The organism is Ochrobactrum sp. CGA5 (genome assembly GCF_006345815.1).
In the GTDB taxonomy this organism is placed as follows: domain Bacteria; phylum Pseudomonadota; class Alphaproteobacteria; order Rhizobiales; family Rhizobiaceae; genus Brucella.
The window spans coordinates 244,510-261,128 of sequence record NZ_VCIG01000043.1 but is presented as its reverse complement, the minus strand read 5'-3'; the positions used below and the strand labels follow the sequence as shown (position 1 = coordinate 261,128).

The following is a 16,619-nucleotide window of genomic DNA, read 5'->3' as shown; positions in this document are numbered from 1 at the left end:
GTTGGGTTATGGGATTGTCGCCGGCAGGGGTGGAGACGCACCTGGGAGGAGCTGCCTTCAAACCTTCGTTAACGTCTCATTGGCTATGTTGAGATCATGGTAAAGAAGATGTTTATTGCCGCTTTTGCGGCTGTGGCAGTGACGGTAACGGCTGGCTCGGCTCTAGCCGAAGGACAGCCGATTTCGACGAGCGGTCAGGGCAAGGCTCTGAGCGCTATTGCCGCATCGATGAAAGAAGAGCAGGGCGCTCCCAAGCTCGGTGAAGGTGTGACAATGCGCGAGAAGAAGATGGATACGGAAGCAACCCCGGAGCAGAATTTTTCGCGCAGCAGGCAGTTCATCCACCGCTTCTACAAGCCGGAAAACGCATCAAATGAACTGGTGATTTTGCTGCACGGTTCGGGCGGCAACGAAACCAGCCTTGTGCCGCTGGCTTCCAGGATCTGGCCGCGCGCCACATTGCTCGGCATTCGCGGTCGCGTGATGCAGGATGGCGGTACGCGCTGGTACAAGCGCATCACACCGGTGAAGTTCGACCAGAAGGACATCAAGCTTGAAGCCAATGCCTTCGTGACCTTCCTCACCCGACTGGCTGACGATAAGGACCTCGACCTCACCCATGCAACCTTCGTAGGCTATTCCAACGGTGCCAATCTTCTGGCGGCAACGATGATGCTCCATCCCGATCTGGTGAAGCGCGCTGTCCTGATGCGCTCGATGCCGGTTTTGGACAATGCGCCCGTCGCCAATCTGAGCAAGACGCGTGTTCTCACGATCACGGGCGAAGAGGACAAGCTCTACTCACCGTTTGCGCCAGCGCTTTCATCGCTACTGCGCTCCGGGGGCGCGCGCGTCGATGCTCGCACCATAGATGCGGATCATATGCTGGGTGAAAAGGATGTTGCCGCCATTACCCAGTGGGTGGCGTCGCTTGGACCCGATGGGGCGCCTGCTGTTTCCATGAAAAGGCAGTAGTGCAACAGGGCAGCAGGAGAATTTGATTTGACTGCGGCTGATCGCGACAGCCAAATCAGTCTCTCTGTCCTACGCCCTAATCGGCTATCGCAACCACACCGCAATCCCCAGCTTCCGAGCCGAAAACAAGGCGGTGGCCCTGTTCATCCCAGCCCATGCTGGTGACAGCGCCTTTGCCGGGGCGGCGCAGCAGAACTTCCTTACCGTCGGCGAAACGTGCGATCAGGATCATGCCGTCATTGTAGCCGATGGCGACGATATCCTCGACCGGATGGCAGGCAACGGATGTCACCATGCTATCGCCGCGAAGACCAAGTTCCAAGGGAGCCTTGCCCATAGGGCCGTCCTTGCCTGCAAAAGGCCAGACGATCGCTGCAGGAGCGCCGGAAGTGGCTAGCCACTTGGCTTTGGCGCTCCACGACCAATCCTTCACCTTTGCGGGATAACCGGTCATGCGCATGTGCTTGATGTCTTCAAGGCGCCAGCCATGCAGCGCATTTTCCTGCATCGAGGTGATGAGAAAGCGGCCATCGGGCGAGAAGATCACGCCGATATGTGCGCCTTTCCATTCCAGTTCAACGGGTTTTGCCGCCGTTCCGGTCCAGATCAGGGTTGCGCCGTTATAGCGGGCAATTGCCAGCCGCTGCCCCTTTGGCGCAAAGGCTATGCCTTCGACGCTGCGCTCTTGCGCAAATTCCTGCACCTTGCCATCAGACGTGCGCACCCAGGCAGTGCGCCCCGAAGCAAAGCCGACAGTTCCGCCGGGGCCGGTTGCCACCGCCGTTATCCATTTGCGCGGTATCCTTGCAAGTTCGGTCACGGTTCCGTCGGCATCCGTGCGACAGACGCGGCCATCTTCGCCGCCGGTTACAAGCGACTTTCCATCAACGGAAACAGCCGCACTCAACAGCCCATCATGGGCTGTTGAGGTCTTGTTGCCGTTGTTGAACTGATGGATCGAGCCATCTGCCATGGCAAAGAAGGGAATGCCGCCGACAAAGCGCGCATAAAAACAATGACCCTCAAGGTCTAGCGGTGCAACTGTAGGCATCGGCTTCCGATATTTCTTGTTTTATTTTGCTTTTATTACTGGGCTTGGCAGTTTTCAAAGCCAGCTTTGAGGGCGGCTGGATCGAGTTCACGTCCGATGAAGACGAGGCGGCTTTCGCGCTTTTCATCTTCCTTCCAGGCACGCTGGTGGTCACCCTCGATAATCATGTGCACGCCCTGCACCACATACCGGTCCGGGTCGTCCTTGAAGGCGATAATGCCCTTGAGGCGCAGAATGTTCGGTCCCTGCGTCTGGGTGATGTTCTGAATCCACGGGAAGAATTTCGCCGGGTCGATTTCAGCAGCCCTGAGCGATACAGACTTCACCGTCACATCATGGATTGGCGAGGCATGATCGTGGTGATGGTCATGATCGCAGTCGGGACCGCACACATGGTCATGGTCGTGATGGTGGTCATGATGATCGTGATCGTGGTCATGATGATGGTGGCCATGGTTATGATGGTCGTGCCCATGATCGTGGTCGCAATCCGGTCCGCATACATGATCGGGGTGATCGTGGTCGAGGAAGTGCGGGTCGTTGTCCAGAACACGCTTCAGATCGAATGCACCGCGGTCCAGCACACGGTCGAGCGGGATGGAAGCGCGCTCGGTGCGATGGATAATGGCGTGCGGATTGATGGCGCGCACGGTCGCTTCAATAGCGGCGAGTTCATCCGGCGTCACGAGGTCGGTCTTATTGATGAGCACCACATCGGCAAAGGCGATCTGGTCTTCCGCCTCGCGGCTGTCCTTCAGGCGCAGCGGCAGGTGCTTGGCATCGACAAGAGCGACGACGGCGTCGAGCCCAGTCTTGGCGCGCACGTCGTCATCCATGAAGAAGGTCTGTGCGACCGGGACAGGATCGGCAAGGCCGGTGGTTTCCACGACAATGGCGTCGAAACGGCCTGGACGGCGCATCAGTCCTTCCACAACGCGGATCAGGTCACCGCGCACGGTGCAGCAGATGCAGCCATTGTTCATTTCGTAGATTTCTTCGTCCGACTCGACGATCAGGTCGTTGTCGATGCCGATCTCGCCGAATTCATTGACGATGACAGCATAACGCTTGCCGTGATTTTCGGTCAGGATACGGTTGAGAAGGGTGGTCTTGCCCGAACCCAGATAACCGGTCAGAACGGTCACAGGAATGCGGCCAGCTTCAGTGGTCGTCTCGGTTGCAGACGGAGCTTCGGTTTGGGCTTCAGCCTGGCTCATGATTATGCCTCTTGAAGTTGTGGCCTTTTGAAATCGTGGCCCGAGGTGGCCAGTGCGCAGCCAGCGCAAAGCGGCACAGCACCGAAACCTCGGACAGGACATTTCATATAAGGGAAGGGCGGCGTGAATGCCATATGCAATGCTATAATATTACATTGATCTAATCACATTCCCGCCACTGGTCCTGCGAGTATTGTTGACCTATCCTGCCTGCCTGGTGAGACGTTTCGATTTGAACCGGTCAAGATCGAACCTGTCGACATCGCGCAGCAATTCAATAAAGCCGGACACCGCGTTGGCGATGAGCTTTTCCCCGGCTTCGGCTGTTGCCGCAGAGGCATTGCCCGCCACCCCCTCGGGGTTGAGATCGTGCATCTTCCAGCCGAAGGCATGAGGGCCATAGGCGCGCAGGAACTTGAATTCCTCGGCGTAGCGTGACTGGGCGTTGGAGAAATTGCTTGCCTTTGACATGTCCACCAGATCAGGGCGCAGCGCCAGCATCACCGATGTCTCAATGAAGCCGCCATGAATATCGAGCGCTTTTTCCTCCGGTGTAATCAGTCCTTCCGGCAGGCCGAAGCGGGTCCAGCTTGTGGCGACCGCCAGCATGTCGAGCCGCGTACGCAATTCCGTCGCGACAATTGTCATCAACGGTGAATTCCCGCCATGCGCGTTCAGCATGACCAGTTTGCGAATGCCGCCCGCATGAAGGTTTTCACCAATGCCGATCCACTGGTTCACGGCCTCGGCAAAGGCGAGGCTCTGGGTTCCTTCCGTGTCCATGTGTTCGATGGAATAGCCAACTGGCTGGGCGGGCAGAAAATTAACGTTGAGTTCGGCAGGCAGCGCATCGCTGACGCGCGCGACAATACCTTCAGCGATAATCGTATCCGTTTCAAACGGCAGGTGAGGCCCATGCTGTTCGTGAGCGCCAAGGGGCAGAACGACAATCATGTCGCTGTTTTGATCGCGCAGGTCGGTCATGTTTTCCTCGCTTTATTTGCTTTATTGGGTCCTGACCCTAACGTCCGTTAGCCATGACAGCAACCGGGCCTTGTTGTTTCATAAGTCGGACAATATTTTAAGATATATGAATGGATGGGACTATCGATCAGGCGACAGGAACTGGTTTATTTTGAACAGCGTATCTTGTCCGAAAACCATTGGATGTTTTTCGGGATGCGTATCAAAGTGGCAAATAGGGCGAGGTGGCGATGAGCAAGGACAATAAGGCGGTTGTACTATACCGGCTGCAATCCGTGGCGAGACTGTCGCGGACGGTGCTGGCCACGCGGCTTCTGGAGCAGGGGCTCTATGCGGGGCAGGATGCGGTCATGCTGCAACTGGCTGCCGAAGATGGGCTGACGCCGGGCGTTCTCGCGCAGCGGCTGGGTGTCCGTCCACCGACCATCACCAAAACCATTGCGCGCCTGCAAAGTCAGGGGTTCGTCGCCAAGCGCGCTTCCGAAACCGATCAGCGCCAGTCGCATGTTTATCTCACGCAGGCCGGTCTTGAGACAATCAAGGCAATCGAGAAGTCCATTCGCAAGACCGAAAAGGACATGCTGAAGGGCCTCGACAAAAAGGATCGCAAGACCTTCCTCAAGATGTTAGGCCGGATGGAGAGCAATCTTGCGCTTCGCGGCGTCGCGCGCCTTCCAGAAGAGCCCGAAACGGAAGTGCTCGAAGAGGACGAAGCGGAATAAGCCTGTCATTTATCAAGCTCTAACTATTTGTTTTGACGCGCATCTTGGCGCGAAAGCCTGAAACACTTTTCATGATGTGCGCTATCGAAAATGCTTCCAATTCAAGGATTGCAATGGCATAACCATTCGCAGGACGAACGGTCGTGTCTCACCTTGTCAGGTTGCGGCCGCGTCTCCGACTGCGGCACGGACCATTTTGGGGAGGCGACTTGGCCCAGAAAATAAAGCTATCGACCATCGCTGATGCGCTTGGTGTTTCGACAGCCACAGTTTCGCTCGCTTTGCGAGACAGTCCCCTTGTTGCAGACCAGACCCGCGAGAAGATCAAGGAACATGCCCGCGCCATCGGTTATATCTATAACCGTCGCGCTGCGAGCCTGCGTACATCACGTTCGGGGATTGTCGGCGTCGTGGTGCATGACATCATGAATCCGTTCTTCGCGGAAATTCTCAAATCCATCGAAACGGAACTCGACCGGTCGCGACAGACTTTCATCCTGTCCAACCATTACGACCAGCTCGAAAAGCAACGCACCTTCATGGATACGCTTCTGCAGCTCGGCGCGGACGGGGTCATCATGTCGCCCGCCATTGGCACGCCGCCGGAAGACATTCAGCTTGCTGAAGATAACGGCCTGCCGGTTGTGCTCATCGCGCGTAGCGTCGAGGGCGTTCATGCGCCGGTTTTTCGCGGTGACGACGCCTATGGCATCGGCCTTGCCACCAATCACCTGATTTCGCTCGGTCATACGCGCATTGCCATGATCGGCGGTACAGATCAGACCTCGACGGGCCGTGACCGTTACCGCGGCTATGTGCAGGCAATGGAAAAGGCCGGCCTCGAAGTTCGTCCCGACTGGCGTATTGCCGGACCACGCACGAAGCAGGGCGGTTTTGAAGTCGCGCCGCAATTTCTGGCATTGAAAGACAAGCCGACCGCCGCAGTCTGCTGGAACGACCTGACGGCCATCGGCTTGATGAACGGCATTGCCCGCGCCGGGCTGGTGCCGGGCGAGGACATTTCCGTGACCGGCTATGACGATCTTGAGGAAGCGGCGATCGCGACGCCAGCGCTCACGACCGTCTGGAATGGGCAGCGTGAAGTGGGACGCCGTGCCGCACGCGCGCTGCTCGACCAATTGAACGGCGTCGAGGTTTCTTCAATGCAGGAACTCATCAAGCCGGAACTGCATATCCGACAATCGACGTCCAAGCCGAAAAACGGCTGATTCCCCCACACCGGCCATCCTCTTACAGGTCGGTTTCTCTTCCTGCATGAGGAATGCCATGACAAAACGCGACGCGACAATTCTGGTGCTCGGCAATTTCGACGATTATGCCGTGCAGAGGCTTTCGGGCGAGTTCAAAGTCCAGCGTATTGCGCGCGGCGACACGGCACTTCTGGATGCTGCATGGGCAAAGGACGTGAAGGGTATCGCCAGCATGTCGACCGTCGATGCGGCGCTGATCGACGCTTTGCCCAACCTTGAAATCGTCGGTAATTTCGGCGTCGGTTACGATGCGGTGGACGCGAAACATGCCGGTGCGAAAAATGTCATGGTGACCAACACACCGGATGTGCTGACCGAGGAGGTGGCTGATACCACCATCGGCCTCCTGATCGACACGGTGCGCGAATTGTCGAAGTCGCAGGAATTCCTACGCGCGGGCAACTGGGGCAAGGAAGGCCGCTATCCGCTGTCCAGGCTTTCGCTGCGCGGCCGCAAGGTCGGCATTTTCGGCCTTGGCCGTATCGGCAAGGCGGTGGCCCACAGGATTGAAGCATTCGGCCTGCCGATTGCCTATCACAATCGCCGCAAGTCGCCCGATGTCGCCTACGAATATCATGCGAGCCTCAAGGCGCTCGCCGAGGCTGTCGACACGCTCATTCTGGTCGCGCCGGGCGGCACGGAAACGGCCAAGGCCGTGAATGCGGAAGTGCTGAAGGCGCTTGGGCCCGAAGGTGTGCTGATCAATATCGGACGCGGTTCGGTGGTGGATGAAGATGCGCTTGCCGAAGCGCTGCAAAACGGAACGATTGCCGCAGCCGGCCTTGATGTGTTTGCAAACGAGCCGCACGTGCCGCAGGCTTTGCTCGATGCGCCGAACACGGTCCTGCTGCCGCATATCGGCTCTGCCTCGGTCCAGACCCGTCGTGGCATGGCCGATCTGGTGATCGACAACCTTATCGCGTGGTTCGACACGGGCAAGCCGATCACGCCGGTGCCGGAAACTGCGCATGTGAAGAAGTGAAAGGATAGGCTAACACTCGTCTTTAGCCCATCCGCTTCTTTTCGTTATTCCGCCAAACTATGCTGTCGCACCGCCTCTCCAAAAGCCTCGAAGATCTTGCGGGAAGGGGCATCGGAATGCGCCCAATATTCCGGGTGCCACTGGACACCGACAACAAATCCCTTGGCGTTCTTCACCGAAACGGCTTCTACCGTTCCATCTTCGGCCACGGCTTCGACTTCAAGCTGCGGGGCGAGCTTGTCGATGGCCTGGCGGTGAACGGAATTCACACGCACGCTTTCTTCTTTCAGGATTTCTGCAAGGCATGAGTTCGGGTTCAGCTTGATCGGGTGCTGGATGGCGAAACGCTCGGCCTGGCTTTCCGATTCCGGCGCGCGGTGATCCATCCGGCCTTCTAGGTCCTGGATTTCGGTGGCGAGCGTGCCGCCCAATGCGACGTTCAGTTCCTGTATGCCGCGGCAGATGGCCAGCACCGGCACGCCCTTTTCGATGGCTGCGCGGATGAGTGGCAGTGATGTCGCATCGCGTGCATTGTCATAGGGCTCGAAAGCCGGACCCGGCTCGACGCCGTAAAGCGCGGGATGAACATTCGATTTGGAGCCCGTGATGAGAACACCGTCGACTGCATCCAGAATGGCGTCGAGATCCATCTTGTCACCAAAACTTGGCACCAGCAGCGGGGTTACTTCCGCAACGTCGATGGCCGCTGCCAGATATTGCTGGGGTGCTGCGTGCCAGGTGTAGTTTTCAAACGGCTTCACATCGGTCGGCACGGCGACGAGAGGGCGAGAAGTCTTGGGCATAATGTTCGTATCCACCAGTCGGATTATGCTCTTATTTGCTCTGTTCCTTACTGCTCCGCAATGGGCCGCGCAATCACGAACAGGTGTCGTCTTGCGGCTGCGCCATGGGTCTTTCCTCGTGCCTTCTGTGTATTGTGTTGATTTGAACCGATTTTTACGCTCCAACATGGTTCAAATGCCGATCTCTATATTCTAGAAAGCGATAAAGAGGGATTGGCGGTTGAGGGGATGAATGACTGACGATCAGCTTTTCTCCGTCAAGGGCAAGGTCATTGCCGTGACGGGTGGGTCTTCGGGGTTGGGCCTCAGAATGGTGCATGTGCTGGCAGGGCACGGTGCGCGCGTGATTTCGATCTCGCGCACCCATGCAGGCGAAGGCATTTGCCCGTCGGGCGGCGAAGTGCTGGAAATCATGGCGGATGTGACCCATCCAGATGAAGTCATTCGCGCTTTCGACGAGGCGGAACGGCGTTTCGGACCGATAACGACGCTTTTCAACAATGCCGGTGTGGCTCATATGGCGCGCGCGCTCGATACGACCCGCGACATGCTTGAGCATATATTCGAGGTCAATGTCGCCGGTGCCTTTTTCGTGGCGCAGGAAGCAGCGCGCCGTATGATCGAGCACGGAATGGGTGGCTCCATCGTAAACACAACCAGCATTCTGGGCGAGCGTCCGCAGAAAGGTGCCGCCGCCTATTCCATGTCCAAGGCTTGCGTGACGCAGATGACGCGGGCGCTGGCGCTCGAATGGGCTGCTCACGATATTCGCGTCAACGCGATTTCGCCGGGATGGTTTCCGACGCGAATCAATGAAGATCAACTGCGAGGTCCTGCGGGGGGCTACTTCAAAGGGCGGAACCCGATGCGGCGCCTCGGCGAGCCGGAGGATCTGGACGGGGTTGTACTGATGCTGGCTTCTGATGCCAGCCGCTACATGACCGGCTCGATCATCACTGTGGACGGGGGACACCAACTCTGACAGGGTTGGAATGTTTGTTTTCTGGCTATTTCCCGCGCTGAGTCTCGTAAGACCGGGTTTTTCTCTAGCAGGAGGCTGTCTCTTGGTAGAATATCCACTTCGATTAATCTGGATTAATTCTCGCGCATGCTGAAACTAACCAGATTCTCTTCTCCTATTGTGTCCATCTCAGTAATATTGGGGTCACTAAAACATTGATGCCTGCAACTGTAATTGCCGGTCACCGGTCGTGCGGCGGTGGTTTTCCTTAAAAATATCTGAATACATCTTATGGTGGTTGTCGTAACAGCTTGTGGTTTAATATCCCGAAAGATATTTTTAAGTCATTAGTGCGATATTGCCTCCCCATGTAAGGGATTAATGCGTCGAATGTGGCAAAGCCGTAAACCTGAGATACCTGCAGATGTGCGGCTATCTTTTCTCAGAGCGCTGTACGGCAATCGTACGACGCTTTGGTTTGGTTTGCTTGCTCACGTTGTGGCCTGCGTCGTTATCTATGTGAAAACCGACGACTGGCGCTACCTCGTCTTCGCCGGTGTCTTCGCGGTCATCGCAGTGGGCCGCATCTTCGATATGCACAAGTTCGATCAGGCGAAACAGCAATCACTGTCCCATGCGGATCTCGACCGGTGGGAAACGCGCTATCTGGTCGGCGCATCGGCCGTCTGCCTGACGCTTGGCATGCTGTGCTTCTTCTCAAGCTATGTGCTGCGCGATTCCTTCGCCGAGCTTGCCAGTCTGACCGTTCTGCTTGCTTCGGTCGTGTCCATTGTGGGCCGCAACTATGCTTCGGCCAAAGCCGTTGTCCTGATGTCGGCCTGCACGCTCATTCCGGTTCTGGCGGGGCTTATTCTGGCAGGGACGCCGTTTCACGTCATCATCGGTCTGCTGCTGATCCCCTATTTCCTGTCCAATATCCAAATGGCGAACGGCCTGCGCGAGTTTCTCTTCGCCGCAGTTATGGGCAAGCGGCGCCTCTCCATCGTGGCAGGGCGTTTCGATGCGGCGCTCAACAACATGCCGCAGGGCCTGCTGATGTTCGACAGCCAGCAGCGCATTGCAGTTATCAACAACAAGGCCAAGGCGATGTTGCAGATCGCCGAGCACACCAAGCTGCATGGTCGCAAGCTAGACGTTCTGCTGCGCTATTGCGCCAAGAAGGGACTGTTTCCGCAGAACGACCTGAAAAACGTGCACGTGCGCATGCAAGACCTTCTGCTCGGCAAGCGTACGCGTGACATTTTCGAGCTTTCAAACCGACGTTACGTTGAATGTATCGGCAACCAGACCCTCAACGAAGGGGCGGTTCTGATGTTCGAGGATGTGACCCAGCGCGTGGAAGCTGAAGCGCGTATCCAGCATATGGCACGCTATGACGGCCTGACCGGCCTGCCCAACCGGAACTATTTCGAGACTCTGGTACGATCGTTGCGGGCAAGCCAGGAAAAGGGCACGCGGGCCGCGCTCATCGTTATCGACATCAATCATTTCAAGCATGTCAACGACACGCTCGGGCATCATAACGGCGACGTGTTGTTGCGCCTGTTTGCGGAACGTCTGAACTCGCTCGATCCGCAACGTTTCGTCACCTCACGCTTTGGCGGCGACGAGTTCGTGGTGTTCGTCTTTAATCTCCGCAGTGAGGCCGATGTAACGGGTGTGATGGATCGCATCATGACCGTTGTGACGGGCGTTTACGATCTCGACGGCGATCAGGTGGACATCGATATCAGTGCGGGCATTGCGCTTGAGGAGGTTGATAGATGCGATGTCGGCAGCATGCATATCAGGGCCGATCTCGCCCTCTATGAAGCCAAGAGCAGGGAAGACAAACCTTGGTCTATCTTCATCGATGCGATGGATACCAAATATCGCGGACGCCAGAAGCTCAAAGCCGACTTGCGGCTCGCCATCAAGCATGGCGAGATCAAGGTCGTCTATCAGCCCATTGTCAGCGCTCAATCCCTGCGTGTTGTAGCGTGTGAAGCGCTGGCCAGGTGGGAACACCCGGAGCTGGGGTTTGTCCCGCCAGCGGAGTTCATCCCGCTTGCAGAAGAAATGGGGATCATCACCGACATCACCCGTTTCGTGCTTGCTCAGGCTTGTGCCGACTGCCTCTCCTGGGGCGACCGGATCGGCGTGTCCGTCAATCTCTCCGCCATCGATCTGAAAAGCAGTGACATCGCGCGCGACATCGCCAATGTCTTGCAGAAATCGGGGCTTCCAGCACATCGCCTTGAAGTGGAAGTGACGGAAAGTGCTATCATTTCAGATCGAAACAAAACCTCTATGGTGCTGCAGCGGCTCAAGAATGCCGGGATCAATATCGCGCTGGACGATTTCGGTACCGGTTATTCCAGTCTCAGCTATCTCAACACCCTGCCACTAACCAAGGTGAAGGTCGACCGCTCTTTTGTGCGCGACATCACCACCGACCGGCGATCGCTGATGCTGCTTCGCGGCGTCACCCAGCTTTCGCATGAGCTCGGATTGGGGGTGACGGTTGAAGGGGTAGAAACCGAGGAACAGCTTGCGCTGATCCGTGTGGCCGCAGGTGCCGATCTCGTGCAAGGCTATCTTCTCGGTATGCCTGTGCCTGTCGAAGCGATCAGCACCATGACCGCAAAAGCCGCAGCGCGCCGTGATGGCGGACGTACCGTCGCCTGATCGCTCCAGGACATTTAGCGTCGCGAAAACCGTTTCGCATTCCTCCTGACATGCTCTGAAGGTTAACTGCTGCTCTCCTTCCAGCGGATGGGACGCATAGCAAGGTTTTTTGGAACATCTTGCGAGTATTGGTTCTTTTGTAGAACACGAAAATTTGAATATCATTGAATTAATAGGGATATTTTTCGGTTACTCTATCATGATCCTATTGTCCTAGGAGGGTTTATATATGTATATTTATATATACTTATATAAACTATGGCAAATGGATTTATTTAAGGGAGGGGCGATGAAACGATTTCTTCGTTATGCTTTGTATGGGTTGATTGGTATTGTTGCTATTGCCGGTGTCGGCACTGCTGTCTTCTGGAAGAAGATTCATGAAACCTGGGCGGTTTATCAGTATGCGCAACTATTCAAGCCCGCACATATTTTTGAAAACTTCCGCAGTCTTTATAAGATCTATCCTTCTGTGCGCATCCCGCGTGAAGGTGAAGTCAGCCCGCTGCCGAAAGCGGAACGGCCCCTGCCGGAAACTTTTGTCTACAAGGGTGAAACCCGCAAGATTTCCGACTGGCTGCAGCGTGGCGGCACAACGGGCTTCATTGTCCTGAAGGATGGTGTGATCGTTCATGAAGAATATCGCCACGGCAATACTGAGGCGACGCAGGCAATTGCATTTTCAGTCTCGAAATCAGTTGTTTCTTTCCTTGTCGGCAATGCCGTTCGGGATGGCTTGATCGATATTAACCAGCCGGTCGATCATTATGCGCCCGTGCTGGCTGAGGGCGGCTACAAGGGCGTGACCGTCAAGAACGTGCTGCAGATGGCATCCGGTATCGGATTTAATGAAAACTATGGTGATCTCAGTTCTGACATCGTTCGATACGCCGTCGAACTTCTGACCGGTTCGATCACGAGTTTCACCGCCCATCTGAAGAATGCACGCCCGCAAGGAACTCTCAGCCATTACGTGTCGGCGGATACCCAGGTTCTTGGGTTGGTTCTGGAAGGCGCGACCGGTGTTCCTTTTCAGGATTACTTGAAGGACAAGCTCTGGTCGAAGCTTGGGGCGGAGGCGGATGTCTATTGGGCGGTGGACCCGCAGGGCGAGGCTGCGGCTTCGGCAGGTATGAATGCTGTCCTTCGTGACTACGCACGCTTCGGATTGCTCTATCTGAATGAGGGTCGCAACTTCAAAGGAGAGCAGCTTGTACCAGCGCAATGGGTGCACGATTCGATTACGCCGGATGCGCCCTATCTGATGCCCGGTCGCAAGGATGCGCTTGGCAAAATTCCTTTCGGCTATGGCTATCAGTGGTGGACGCCCGTTGATTGGCAAGGTGACTATAGCGCTGTGGGCATTTATGGGCAGTTCATCTACGTCAATCCTGCCAAAGGCGTGGTTATTGCCAAGACCTCTGCTCAGGCCAGCTTCAATGTGGACGGACAGGATATGAAAGACGAGTCGATGCATGCATTTCAGGCTATCGCCAACGCGCTCTGAAGCCCTGCTTTTGAATCAAGGCAAAATTGCGAAATGGCCTGTAACAGGGCCATTTTGCATTTTCAGCCTGCTTGTTGCGCGTAAAAGCGCAATTCAATTGTGGCGACGGAGTGTCGATTGAATGGTAATAGAAAGGCACTGCAAAAAGTTATATCTTTACACACTGATAAAGCCGCATATTCTGCGCACTGATTTGTGGGGTGCGGAAAACCGATTGCATGACGAATACGGCTGTTACAGGCGACAAACCGCCATTGTCCAACTTCGCGCGACAGCTGTTGCAGTTTCTCGATCGGGTGGAGTATCGCCGTATCGTGCATGCGGAGGACCTCGAGGAAATCGGTCGTCTGCGCTACCGTTCCTATCGAACGCGCAATGTCATGCATGAGGCGGAAGTGCCATCCATCGTTGATGATATCGACCGCGACAGCCATGCCTTTGTCTATGGCGTGCATGTGGACGGGCAGCTGGTCAGCACGCTGCGTATCCATCACATCACGCCAGATCATCGTCGCGGCACGAGCTATGCGCTGTTCCCCGATATTCTCGATCCGCTGCTCAATAGCGGTATGCATTTTGTCGATCCGACCCGCTTTGCCGCCGATCCAGAGCTTCTGAGCGAATATCCGGCCATTCCTTACATCACATTGCGCATTGCAGCGATGGCGTCCGAATTTTTCGCGGCGGATCAATGTCTTGCCTCGGTCAAGCCGGAGCATATGGCCTTCTATAAACGCATTTTCGGAACCTCCGTCATGGCCGATGCGCGTGAACATGAGGGCTATGGAATTAAGGTCGGGCTCGGTGCTGCTCCCATCCGCAATATTCGCGATGCGGTGGCGGTACGCTTTCCGTTTTTCAAATCACAGCCGCATGAGCGCCATGCGATGTTTGGGGATATGCGCGGTGGTGCCGTGCCGCTGACAATCCTGCCGACAGCTAAATATACCGGCCTTGGCGTATAAGAATCTAAAAGATCGCCGCAGATTAAACAATTAAATCTAGCCAGAAGGGTTGTTTCGCTTTACGAAGATTGCGGAACCGCTTGAGCGGAGAGAGGGTAGCTGCGACGAAAAGCCGTGCTTTCAAGGCATGGGTTTATTCGCTCGCACATTGAAGATTGCAGTTATTTTCGCTTAACATGACGGTGTATAGGCGGAAATTCTGAGTGGGTGGAACTAAAATGGCAGAACATCATACGACGGCTCCGGCTGAACTTGGCGCACCGATGGACTATGCTGAGCATGAGAAAACTTATGCCGGTTTTGCGGGCCTGGTTAAATGGAGCACAGTGGCGCTCGTCGCCCTTATGATTGCCATGGCGTTCGGCTTTTTTGCTGGTGGTTTCTTCTCCGCGACCGTTCTTTTCATTCTAGTTTGTGTCGCTGCCTGGTTCATCCTTTAGTGCATCTTTCCGCTGTCGGATGAGGTCATCCGGCGGCGCACCGATGCAGCTCGGAAGTCGCCGGACTGGAATTAAACCGCACGATTTGATCGAATGCCTTGGCATGGAGTACCGTGCCGAGGGTTTATGTGTGTCTGTATCTTAGTTTTTTTTAACAAGCCTCTGGAGCCGTCTTGCGCTCCAACCAATACTCAAGCCGCATTTATGCGACGCCATATGGAAACATTGGGCTGCAGAATGCTCCGAAGCTTGCATGTTTGCATGACCGGAATCAATTCCGGATGAACGCCACGAAAGGGAAACCAGCTTGGCCCAGACGTTATTTATCCCGAAAGAGAGTGACCCCAACGAGACGCGCGTTGCGGCATCGGCGGAGACGGTGAAGAAATTCATCGCGCTCGGCTTCGATGTCGTGGTGGAAAAAGGCGCGGGTGAGAAATCGCGCATTCCTGATGCCGAGTTTACGGCAGCCGGTGCGCGGGTCGGTACAGCGACAGACGCCAAAACGGCGGATGTCGTGCTCAAGGTGCGACGTCCGACGGACGCAGAACTCAAAGGGTATAAATCAGGCGCAGCACTTTTCGCCATGCTTGATCCCTACGGCCATGACGACGCTGTCGCGGCACTCGCCAAGGCTGGCATTTCGGCTTTCACGATGGAATTCATGCCGCGCATTACCCGTGCACAGGTGATGGATGTCTTGTCGAGCCAAGCAAACCTCGCCGGTTATCAGGCGGTGATCGATGCGGCGGAAGTCTATGACCGCGCCATGCCGATGATGATGACGGCAGCAGGCACCGTGCCCGCCGCAAAGGTGTTTGTGATGGGGGCGGGTGTTGCCGGTCTTCAGGCCATCGCAACCGCGCGCCGTCTCGGTGCTGTCGTCACGGCGACCGATGTGCGCCCGGCCGCCAAAGAGCAGGTCGCCTCGCTTGGCGCGAAGTTTATCGCCGTCGAGGACGATGAGTTCAAGGCCGCGGAAACCTCCGGCGGCTATGCCAAGGAAATGTCGAAGGAATATCAGGCGAAGCAGGCGGCACTTGTTGCCGACCATATCGCCAAGCAAGATATCGTCATCACGACGGCGCTTATTCCAGGCCGTCCGGCACCGCGGTTGGTTTCCAAGGAAATGGTCGCTTCCATGCGTCCTGGGTCTGTGCTGGTCGACCTCGCGGTTGAGCGTGGCGGCAATGTCGAAGGCGCTATCCCAGGCGAGGTTGCTGACATAAACGGCGTCAGGATTGTCGGTCATCTCAATGTGTCGGGACGCATTGCGGCGAGCGCGTCTCAGCTTTATGCGCGCAACCTGATCGCCTTTGTCGAGACACTGGTCGACAAGGAAAGCAAGCTTTTGAAAATCGACCCGGAAGAAGAGCTGGTAAAGGCAACGCTCCTGACCCATCAGGGCAAGATTTTGCATCCGGCTTTTGCCAAGGTCGAAACAGCAGCGGCACCGGTTGCCGTCGCGGAAAAAACGGAAAAGCCAAAGGCCGCGTCGAAGCCGAAAGCGGAGAAACCGGTGACAAAAACCGCCACGCCCAAGGCGGCTGCCAAGCCCGCAAAAAAAGCAGCAGCGAAAGCGCCGAAGACGACGTCTTCCCCCAAATCTCCCGTTGACGGAGGAGAGGCATAATGGTCGATACAAATCTCGATAAAGCTCTTGAGAGCCTCAATCAAGCCGTGGACGCCGTGCGTCAGGCTGCTGAAAATGCGGGGGGGCTCGGTGACGCAGCAGCGGCTGCCGCTCATGCCGCCTCGGGCGGGGCGATCGATCCGTTCGTGTTCCGCTTTGCGATCTTCATTCTGTCGATCTTCGTCGGCTATTATGTCGTGTGGTCGGTTACACCTGCGCTGCACACCCCGCTGATGGCCGTTACCAACGCCATTTCATCAGTGATCGTGGTGGGTGCACTTCTGGCTGTTGGCCTTTCACTTTCGGGATGGGCAACCGGCTTCGGTTTCATTGCGCTCATTCTGGCGAGCGTCAACATTTTCGGCGGCTTTCTGGTCACCCAGCGCATGCTCGCCATGTACAAGAAAAAAGAAAAGTGAG

At 56.1% G+C, this 16,619-nt stretch carries 15 protein-coding genes; 11 read left to right on the top strand and 4 right to left on the bottom strand.

The window, feature by feature from the left end:
- The first annotated feature begins 96 nt into the window (after window positions 1-96).
- Complete coding sequence (locus FJQ48_RS21775; RefSeq protein WP_139976999.1) at window positions 97-975, top strand: alpha/beta hydrolase; 879 nt, start codon at window positions 97-99, stop codon at window positions 973-975.
- 76 nt (window positions 976-1,051) lie between these two features.
- Here the strand turns inward: FJQ48_RS21775 and FJQ48_RS21770 are convergent, their stop codons facing one another.
- The 3 genes from FJQ48_RS21770 to FJQ48_RS21760 all read right to left on the bottom strand — a co-directional run bounded on the left by FJQ48_RS21770 (window position 1,052) and on the right by FJQ48_RS21760 (window position 4,227).
- Window positions 1,052-2,026, bottom strand: a complete 975-nt coding sequence (locus FJQ48_RS21770; RefSeq protein WP_139976998.1) for a WD40 repeat domain-containing protein — start codon at window positions 2,024-2,026, stop codon at window positions 1,052-1,054.
- Between the two features lie 35 nt (window positions 2,027-2,061).
- A complete protein-coding gene (locus FJQ48_RS21765) occupies window positions 2,062-3,243 on the bottom strand; it encodes a GTP-binding protein (RefSeq protein ID WP_139976997.1) in 1,182 nt (393 codons plus the stop codon).
- A gap of 201 nt (window positions 3,244-3,444) precedes the next feature.
- The gene (locus FJQ48_RS21760) at window positions 3,445-4,227 is read right to left on the bottom strand and encodes a creatininase family protein (protein ID WP_139976996.1); all 783 of its coding nucleotides are present in this window, start codon (window positions 4,225-4,227) and stop codon (window positions 3,445-3,447) included.
- A 230-nt stretch (window positions 4,228-4,457) separates the two neighbouring features.
- Here FJQ48_RS21760 and FJQ48_RS21755 point away from each other — a divergent pair, with 230 nt between their 5' ends.
- From FJQ48_RS21755 to FJQ48_RS21745, 3 genes are all read left to right on the top strand, one after another.
- On the top strand, window positions 4,458-4,949 hold the full coding sequence (locus FJQ48_RS21755; protein ID WP_139976995.1) for a MarR family transcriptional regulator: 492 nt from the start codon (window positions 4,458-4,460) through the stop codon (window positions 4,947-4,949).
- Window positions 4,950-5,158: 209 nt separating this feature from the next.
- Window positions 5,159-6,178 (top strand): LacI family DNA-binding transcriptional regulator, encoded by a 1,020-nt coding sequence (locus tag FJQ48_RS21750; protein ID WP_139976994.1) that lies wholly within the window; start codon window positions 5,159-5,161, stop codon window positions 6,176-6,178.
- 58 nt (window positions 6,179-6,236) lie between these two features.
- Window positions 6,237-7,202 (top strand): 2-hydroxyacid dehydrogenase, encoded by a 966-nt coding sequence (locus tag FJQ48_RS21745; RefSeq protein WP_139976993.1) that lies wholly within the window; start codon window positions 6,237-6,239, stop codon window positions 7,200-7,202.
- Window positions 7,203-7,246: 44 nt separating this feature from the next.
- Here the strand turns inward: FJQ48_RS21745 and FJQ48_RS21740 are convergent, their stop codons facing one another.
- Window positions 7,247-8,020, bottom strand: a complete 774-nt coding sequence (locus FJQ48_RS21740; protein ID WP_180350277.1) for a gamma-glutamyl-gamma-aminobutyrate hydrolase family protein — start codon at window positions 8,018-8,020, stop codon at window positions 7,247-7,249.
- 217 nt (window positions 8,021-8,237) lie between these two features.
- Between FJQ48_RS21740 and FJQ48_RS21735 the strand changes: the two genes are divergently transcribed.
- The 7 genes from FJQ48_RS21735 (at window position 8,238) to FJQ48_RS21705 (ending at window position 16,618) form a co-directional block, all read left to right on the top strand.
- Window positions 8,238-8,987: an SDR family oxidoreductase gene (locus tag FJQ48_RS21735; RefSeq protein WP_139976991.1), complete on the top strand. Its 750-nt coding sequence runs from the start codon at window positions 8,238-8,240 to the stop codon at window positions 8,985-8,987.
- A 369-nt stretch (window positions 8,988-9,356) separates the two neighbouring features.
- On the top strand, window positions 9,357-11,654 hold the full coding sequence (locus FJQ48_RS21730; RefSeq protein WP_139976990.1) for an EAL domain-containing protein: 2,298 nt from the start codon (window positions 9,357-9,359) through the stop codon (window positions 11,652-11,654).
- A gap of 289 nt (window positions 11,655-11,943) precedes the next feature.
- The gene (locus FJQ48_RS21725) at window positions 11,944-13,161 is read left to right on the top strand and encodes a serine hydrolase (protein WP_139976989.1); all 1,218 of its coding nucleotides are present in this window, start codon (window positions 11,944-11,946) and stop codon (window positions 13,159-13,161) included.
- 218 nt (window positions 13,162-13,379) lie between these two features.
- Window positions 13,380-14,126 carry an acetyltransferase gene (locus FJQ48_RS21720; RefSeq protein ID WP_139976988.1) on the top strand — a complete coding sequence of 249 codons (747 nt, stop codon included), beginning with the start codon at window positions 13,380-13,382 and terminating at the stop codon, window positions 14,124-14,126.
- A gap of 218 nt (window positions 14,127-14,344) precedes the next feature.
- A complete protein-coding gene (locus tag FJQ48_RS21715) occupies window positions 14,345-14,566 on the top strand; it encodes an aa3-type cytochrome c oxidase subunit IV (RefSeq protein WP_139976987.1) in 222 nt (73 codons plus the stop codon).
- Between the two features lie 307 nt (window positions 14,567-14,873).
- Window positions 14,874-16,199: a Re/Si-specific NAD(P)(+) transhydrogenase subunit alpha gene (locus FJQ48_RS21710; protein ID WP_139976986.1), complete on the top strand. Its 1,326-nt coding sequence runs from the start codon at window positions 14,874-14,876 to the stop codon at window positions 16,197-16,199.
- Complete coding sequence (locus tag FJQ48_RS21705; RefSeq protein WP_139976985.1) at window positions 16,199-16,618, top strand: proton-translocating transhydrogenase family protein; 420 nt, start codon at window positions 16,199-16,201, stop codon at window positions 16,616-16,618. Before FJQ48_RS21710 ends, FJQ48_RS21705 begins: the two co-directional genes overlap by 1 nt.
- Window position 16,619 lies beyond the last annotated feature (1 nt).

What these genes read in the sequence shown, in the direction of transcription:
- FJQ48_RS21775 (WP_139976999.1), top strand. Translation starts at nt 97, where the DNA reads ATGGTAAAGAAGATGTTTATTGCCGCTTTTGCGGCTGTGGCAGTGACG.
- FJQ48_RS21770 (WP_139976998.1), bottom strand. Translation starts at nt 2,026, where the DNA reads ATGCCTACAGTTGCACCGCTAGACCTTGAGGGTCATTGTTTTTATGCG.
- FJQ48_RS21765 (WP_139976997.1), bottom strand. Translation starts at nt 3,243, where the DNA reads ATGAGCCAGGCTGAAGCCCAAACCGAAGCTCCGTCTGCAACCGAGACG.
- FJQ48_RS21760 (WP_139976996.1), bottom strand. Translation starts at nt 4,227, where the DNA reads ATGACCGACCTGCGCGATCAAAACAGCGACATGATTGTCGTTCTGCCC.
- FJQ48_RS21755 (WP_139976995.1), top strand. Translation starts at nt 4,458, where the DNA reads ATGAGCAAGGACAATAAGGCGGTTGTACTATACCGGCTGCAATCCGTG.
- FJQ48_RS21745 (WP_139976993.1), top strand. Translation starts at nt 6,237, where the DNA reads ATGACAAAACGCGACGCGACAATTCTGGTGCTCGGCAATTTCGACGAT.
- FJQ48_RS21735 (WP_139976991.1), top strand. Translation starts at nt 8,238, where the DNA reads ATGACTGACGATCAGCTTTTCTCCGTCAAGGGCAAGGTCATTGCCGTG.
- FJQ48_RS21730 (WP_139976990.1), top strand. Translation starts at nt 9,357, where the DNA reads ATGTGGCAAAGCCGTAAACCTGAGATACCTGCAGATGTGCGGCTATCT.
- FJQ48_RS21725 (WP_139976989.1), top strand. Translation starts at nt 11,944, where the DNA reads ATGAAACGATTTCTTCGTTATGCTTTGTATGGGTTGATTGGTATTGTT.
- FJQ48_RS21720 (WP_139976988.1), top strand. Translation starts at nt 13,380, where the DNA reads ATGACGAATACGGCTGTTACAGGCGACAAACCGCCATTGTCCAACTTC.
- FJQ48_RS21715 (WP_139976987.1), top strand. Translation starts at nt 14,345, where the DNA reads ATGGCAGAACATCATACGACGGCTCCGGCTGAACTTGGCGCACCGATG.
- FJQ48_RS21705 (WP_139976985.1), top strand. Translation starts at nt 16,199, where the DNA reads ATGGTCGATACAAATCTCGATAAAGCTCTTGAGAGCCTCAATCAAGCC.